We start from the raw sequence: 6325 nt of genomic DNA, 5'->3' as shown, positions 1-6325 counted from the left end.
TTTGAGTTGATTTTTTGAATGAATTTTGAGATTTCTTTTTGATTCCCGATTTTTTTTAAGTCAAAGCCTTGTTTTAAGGCCCACACGTCAAACGCCCATTTTTGGTGAATATCTGTTGACGTTGTTATGACTGGCAAAGCACCTAATTTTTCTGCGAGAAAGTTTGCCACGGTGTTTGCACCGCCAATATGTCCGCTTAAAACAGGAATTACAAATTTTCCGCTGTCGTCAATGCAAATTACTGCCGGATCTGTGACTTTGCTTTTTAAAAACGGCGCGATTTTTCGCACACAAATTCCGACTGCGCCCACAAAAATGATTAAAACTTTTTTTTCTTGGAAGGAAAGTTTAAAAAGCTCTTCGATTGTATATTTTAAATCATTTTTATTTGACAAACCGTCTATAAAAGTAGACGATTTTAGAATTTTCCAAAGTTTTTCTTCGAGTTCTGCGCCGAATTTTGAGAAGGTGAATATTTGTATTTTATCAAAATGATTAGGCAAATCGGATTTTTGCGTTGACTGCCCGAATTTATGGGCTTCCCCTTTTTTTAATTCAATTTCTGTCATAAGTGCCATTATAGCATACTGTGCTGAATACATGTTAGATTTTATAATAGAGGCACTTTTTAAAGTCTGTTTTTCTCAGCGTTCATTTCAGCATGAATGGCTTGTAAATTCTACATGGTTCGACGGGAAGTTAGGAGGTTTGATTTATGGAAATCACATACAAAGATACGCACGAGTTTTCATGGGAGGAGCTTGAAGAGCTGTTTTTATCGGTCGAATGGTCTTCGGGGCATTTCCCCGACAAACTCAAAGTTGCAATGCAAAACTTCAAGACTGTCGTTTCTGCTTGGGACGGAAAGAAGCTTGTCGGTATGGCTTGCGCAATGGACGACGGAATTATGAACGCATATATGCACTATCTTCTTGTGCACCCAGAGTATCAGGGAAAAAAATTGGCGCGGCACTTGTTTCAAAGATAAAAGAAAAATACAGCGATTATCTTCGCCTTGTCATCGTCGCTTACAACAAAGAAATCGGCTTTTACGAGCATTGCGGCTTTAAGAAAGCAGAAGACGCAAGTGCGATGTTTATCACAGATTTATGGACTTAAAATGGGGGAAACTATGGAAAAGAATATCGAAATCGTAAAAACGACAGCAGCAGACATTGAAACGCTGATGGCGATTCGGCTTGAAATGCTCTGTGAAGTGAACGACTTGTCGAGTGATTATGAGTTTAGCGAAGAGCTTAAAACGTGCGCCCGCGAATACTTTTTGAGCGGCAATCAGACGACGATTCTCGCAAAGGACGGCGAAAACATCGCAGGTATGGCGTCAATCAACTACATCACGATTATGCCGACTTTTTCTCACCCGACAGGAAAGAGAGCCTTTTTGATGAGCGTCTATTCGAGAAAAGAATATCGCAGAAAAGGCATTGCGCGTGATATGGTTCAATCGTTGATAGATGAAGCGAAGTCTCGCGGTTGCTCCGAGATTATCCTTGACGCAACGGATGATGGAAAACCTCTTTACAAATCCTTAGGATTTACTGAAAGCGACGACACAATGACGAAGCAGATTTAATTTTCTTTATGCGGAACTCTTTTCAGCATCGACGGTTGCTGAGCTGTTCCCTGAGCGTAGTCGAAGGGAGTCAAAGCACAGATTCCGAAATAAGTTCGGTGGGACGATAGACGATAATAGAAATAATGTATACGCGAAAAATCTATTCTATTCATGGCCTTTCTTTTGGAGGTTTTTATGGATTTTGAAATTCCTTTGTGGCTTATAATCACTTTTGGTGTTTGTGCCGTGGCGTGGCCGCTGATTCTTATGGCGGGCGGAACGGCAATCGTCTCGCTCATTGTGGCGGCGGCGGCAAAAAGTGCGCTCGCTCTCAAAGTGGCTGGAATCGCGGCGGCGGTCTTCTTTTCGCCACTCGCCATCGGAATCTTGGGTGCGCCCATACTAAAGATACTTGATAGCGCAGGAGATTCGTTTTCTAATTCGGGCTTCAGCGAATGGAAGGAGAACACGCCTCTTATCCGTGCGGTGAAAAAGCAGAACGAGAAAAAAATCGCAAAACTGCTCAAAAAAGGCGCGGACGTGAACGCTTTTTCTGAATATGAAAGGCGCACCCCTTTGAGCGAATCCTGCAAGGCTTACGCCGACGAAGAAAAGGCTGACAGAATCACGGCTCTTCTTTTGGACTCAGGCGCGGACGCGAACAAGGAAATAGAGTTTAAAAGGGATGCGATGAAGAACGCGGTTGCGTACAAAAGGCACGGCGCAATCAATCTTCTTTGCTCCCACGGCTACGATTTTTTTGCGGAAGACGGAAAAGGAAACGGCATTGTGGAGTTTGCAATCGGGACGAAGTGCTATGAGGAAGCCTGTATTCTTCTTGAACTTGGTACAGTCCCCCTTGAACGCTACGATTTTGGCTTTTGCCGCGAGGACTACACGCCTTTTATGTTCCTCTTGGAGGAATCGATTTTTTTCATCTATGATTCCAACGAAACTGAGGAACAGAAAGAAAACAGGCTGCGCCTTGAGAAAAAGAATGTCGCCGACCTCTGCCGCCTGTTCACTCTTCTTTTGGAGAAAGGAGTTGATGTGAACGCGCAGACAGATGACCACAGAAAAATGACCGCGCTCATTCTTCTTGCAGACAGGTATGCGACAACGCGGAACGACGCTCCCAAACTGCCAATGGCAAAAGTTCTTTTGGACGGAGGGGCTGACGTGGACATTCAAGACGCATACGGAAGAACTGCGCTGATGTGTTTTGCTAATATTTCGTGGGCAACAGAAATCACAGACATAGTAGACTGGATTCGGCTTTTGGTTTCATACAACGCGGACAAGACTTTGCGCGACGAAAAAGGACTCACCGCACTGGATTACTTTCACCGCTCATGCCGCAGGGACGACCTCAAAGAAGCGGAAATCCCCGTCTATGACGAAATCGAGCGACTCCTCACTCCAGACACACAAACAAAGACAGCCGTAACAGAAAGAGGCAAAAGCGTTACTGAAATCGAAAGAGCTGAGAATGTGCAGATTGCGCTTCATCTTCCGCTTGAAGATATGAGCGACGATTGGTAAGGAGAGAGACAGTGAAAAAGATATTTTTGATTTTGGCGGCGGCGGTCATGCTGTCGTCGTGCGCGTCGAATAATCTTCCGCCAGTGACGGAGGAGCGGCTCAATGAGATACTTGCCGAGATTGTGGAGCGTGAGAGCAGAATCATCACGGAAGAAGAAAGCGACACGGTTATTGAAAATAAAAAAGAAGGCTACATCTACTTTCACGCGAACGGGTGCACCTATCTTATGGATATAAACAAAATTTCGCCGTATCACTATGTCCGCGTGTTGTACAGAGGCGAAGATGCCGATGTGCCGAATTACATATATGTTCGGTACGGTCGCCCGACCAAAGAAAATATGCGCTATATAAAGAAAATTCGGAAAGAAGTCGTCCGAATTCCAGTCGATGATGTTATTGGAACTGACGGCATCGAAGATGGGTACTACGGCGCACAGTCAGGTTTTGAATTCACGCTGCATACCACCGTGGAAATCGGCGGCGAGGAATACGAGGTGATGTTCGTCGATGTAGACGAAGGTTTAATCGAAAGGAGCGAAAGATGAAAAAGATATTTCTGATTTTTGCGGCATCGGTCGTGCTTGCGCCATTGTTCGGAGAGCCGAACTACACATTTTCGAGCGAGCGGCGGGACGAGGCTTTTCCCTCTGGCTTCATGGTTGAAAGGACTTTTGTCATAATCGGGCATAACGGCAGAAAATGGGAACTTTCTCTGCCTGTCGCCGACTGGGAAGCGAAGAATTTCGGCTTGGGCGACCCCGCGTTTGCTGAAACGGACGAAGGATTTTACATAGCATTTGACTGGGGCGGCGGTCATTGCCTTTTCTATGAACTGTTCTTCTTCAAGGAAATCGCGGGCGAGCCGAGCCTGTACAAAATCGAAACGAGGCGCACATCTGACTATGAGCCACCGTATGATTACAAAACGGAAACGCGGCAACGCCCGATTCAGCCGCCCATAAAGATAAGCGAACTAGACGCAGACAAAATCAACGACCTGCTCGGAGGAGGAGAATGACGATGAAAAAGATATTTTTGATTTTGGCGGCGGCGGTCATGCTGTCGTCGTGCGCATCTAAAGTGAAAAATCCGCCCGAAAACGTCCCGCCGTCGCCTGTTTTCAAAAGCGAAGGAATCACCTTCGACGGCTCGGAGTGGTTTCATACTCGCTTTGCGGACAAGAAAGGCATAACTCAAGCATTTATGAAAAACATGCCCGTCATTATCACCGTGAAGTTTGGCGACGGACGGGAGGGGCGGATTTGGACAGAGTGCGACGAAAACTCAGAGGTTTTTATTCCGAACCTCAGCGATGAATTTAAAGACTGCAAGATTTCTCTTGAAATCGACAGTGAACGATGGCATGAGCTGTGTGAAATCCAAAAAGCCAAAGACGAAGAACAAAAATCCCGCGTCGCTCTGGGGGAAAAGCGAGGGGAAATCCTTTCTCCGAGCCCTGTTCGGTGGACTTTTTCCGACGAGAAAGTGGAAATCACCGTGGAGTTCGGCTTGGGGTATCCAGAGGCTGACGAAATGGAAATCAAGCTTGACTACAAAAAAATCAAATACAAGTTTTATGCGTGGCAAGGAAAATACGCCGCCACCGACAGCCACATCGAGCTTTTCGTGACGGACTACGCCGAAGGCTACAAAGACGGCGTTGGCGGCTACGGAAGCCTTACGGATTACTGCGAGCTTTCCTATTTGCTAGACGGCGACACGCTCACGATACACACTCCGCTTTCCGACATTCTGTATTCTGCGGACGAGCTGGAGAAAGGCTACCGCTTCCCCGTTCCGCTTGTGCTGACAAAGGAGAAAACACAATGAAACACAAACTTGCGAAAATCATTCTTGCGCTACAGATTGCTATCTATGCGATTGGGTTTGCCGCCTTTCTGCTCGGTCGCTTGGACGGCATACACTATGGTTTTGAAGGCGGACAACTTGTCGAATCTGATTCCGCTTTTCTCAAAACTTTGGGACATATCGGCGACACTGCGAATGCGGTTTTTATGTACACCGTTATTTTCGGCGGATTTATCTTGCTTGCTTTTGCCGTTGTGGGCGTGGTCTTTTCGCTCCTTGCCCGTCGTGAGCGGCTGGCGAAAACCTGCCTTTTTGTTTCGCTCTTTAACCTGCTTGTTTGTGGAATGATTTTACATTGGATAGTCGGAATCTCGAATGAGTGGGGGTATCCAAAGCCATCTCCCGTCTACAATCTCACTTGGCATTTGCTGGACGATTCGATTCAGGGCGAGAAAATCATTTTGACTTTGACAGCCGATGATTTTTCAACTTCAGAGCCGCAAAAAATTGAAAAAAAGAAAAACGTTGTGGCAGGAAAGACAAAAAAGATTCGCCTGCCCGACGAGGATTTTACAAAAGTCGAGGGTGTTTCAAAGTCAGACGAGAATGTGAGAGTTTTTGTTCCCTACGGCTTTTTCATCAACTGGCGGGAGGATTTGGACAAATACGTAAAACGGGATTCATACGAAATCATCGTCTACAAAAAGCCCGAAATCACGGAGGACGAAGAAAAGTTCGTGATGGAAAATGTTCCGCACGACGCTGTTTTTGAGCTTTGCTACTGGGACAAGGATTTGCGGAAATTCGTTCACATCGCTTCAAGCGACGGCGTTTTCTACAAGAAAGACAGAAGCGAAGAGCTTCTTTTGGATTCAGAAAAAGAATATCCCGATTCGGACGAGCAGTATAATCTGTTTATGAGCGTCAAAAGCGCGGTCTATGCTGACGAAACATATCTCATCACGCTGAGCTATGAGCGGGACAAGAGTTTTTTGCCCGTCAAAAATATCCGCACATATATTCAAGACGGCAGGGAAATCAAGGCGGAAAACGTGGAGCTGAACGGCACGCAATGGATTAAGACGCAGTATGTAAGCAAGACAGGCGAGCCGATTGCGAATGTTGAAGCCGAGATTTTTGTTTTTGGCGACGACATCAAAGACGGCATTATCCACGCGAAGACCGACAGCGACGGCTATCTTTGGGTGGAGCATATCCCCGACGGCGTTGATTGCTATGTTATGCTCGGCGATTAAGATGGCAAAAACTTTTAGGAAGGCTTCCTAACTCTTTAGGAAATGCTCCTAACCTTTTAGGAAGGTCTCCTAACCTTTTAGGAAAGCCTCCTAAACCTTTAGGAAGGTCTCCTAACCTTTTAGGAAAGTTTCCTAAGCC

7 protein-coding genes and 1 pseudogene are annotated in these 6325 nt (G+C 45.9%); 7 read left to right on the top strand and 1 reads right to left on the bottom strand.

The genetic code is table 11. The features are described from left to right. Positions 1–578, bottom strand: a pseudogene (locus JI65_RS09545) (hypothetical protein); the annotation flags it as partial. Positions 579–715: 137 nt separating this feature from the next. On the opposite strand from JI65_RS09545, the gene JI65_RS09540 reads away from it, so the two are divergent. The 7 genes from JI65_RS09540 (at position 716) to JI65_RS09510 (ending at position 6186) form a co-directional block, all read left to right on the top strand. Next, positions 716–988 carry a GNAT family N-acetyltransferase gene (locus tag JI65_RS09540; RefSeq protein ID WP_197971931.1) on the top strand — a complete coding sequence of 91 codons (273 nt, stop codon included), beginning with the start codon at positions 716–718 and terminating at the stop codon, positions 986–988. Between the two features lie 144 nt (positions 989–1132). Continuing rightward, positions 1133–1594 carry a GNAT family N-acetyltransferase gene (locus tag JI65_RS09535; RefSeq protein WP_191015704.1) on the top strand — a complete coding sequence of 154 codons (462 nt, stop codon included), beginning with the start codon at positions 1133–1135 and terminating at the stop codon, positions 1592–1594. A 177-nt stretch (positions 1595–1771) separates the two neighbouring features. Then, on the top strand, positions 1772–3118 hold the full coding sequence (locus tag JI65_RS09530) for an ankyrin repeat domain-containing protein (protein WP_191015701.1): 1347 nt from the start codon (positions 1772–1774) through the stop codon (positions 3116–3118). A gap of 11 nt (positions 3119–3129) precedes the next feature. Next, positions 3130–3666, top strand: coding sequence for a membrane lipoprotein lipid attachment site-containing protein (locus tag JI65_RS09525; RefSeq protein ID WP_191015699.1), 537 nt, complete (start codon positions 3130–3132; stop codon positions 3664–3666). After that, complete coding sequence (locus JI65_RS09520; RefSeq protein ID WP_191015696.1) at positions 3663–4139, top strand: hypothetical protein; 477 nt, start codon at positions 3663–3665, stop codon at positions 4137–4139. The genes JI65_RS09525 and JI65_RS09520 overlap by 4 nt, the downstream gene beginning before the upstream one ends. 2 nt (positions 4140–4141) lie before the next feature. After that, a complete protein-coding gene (locus tag JI65_RS09515) occupies positions 4142–4951 on the top strand; it encodes a hypothetical protein (RefSeq protein WP_191015694.1) in 810 nt (269 codons plus the stop codon). Next, positions 4948–6186 (top strand): hypothetical protein, encoded by a 1239-nt coding sequence (locus tag JI65_RS09510; protein WP_191015692.1) that lies wholly within the window; start codon positions 4948–4950, stop codon positions 6184–6186. The genes JI65_RS09515 and JI65_RS09510 overlap by 4 nt, the downstream gene beginning before the upstream one ends. Positions 6187–6325 lie beyond the last annotated feature (139 nt).

This window comes from Treponema zioleckii, assembly GCF_014737315.1.
Lineage (GTDB): Bacteria > Spirochaetota > Spirochaetia > Treponematales > Treponemataceae > Treponema_D > Treponema_D zioleckii.
This window is presented reverse-complemented; position numbering and strand designations above follow the sequence as displayed.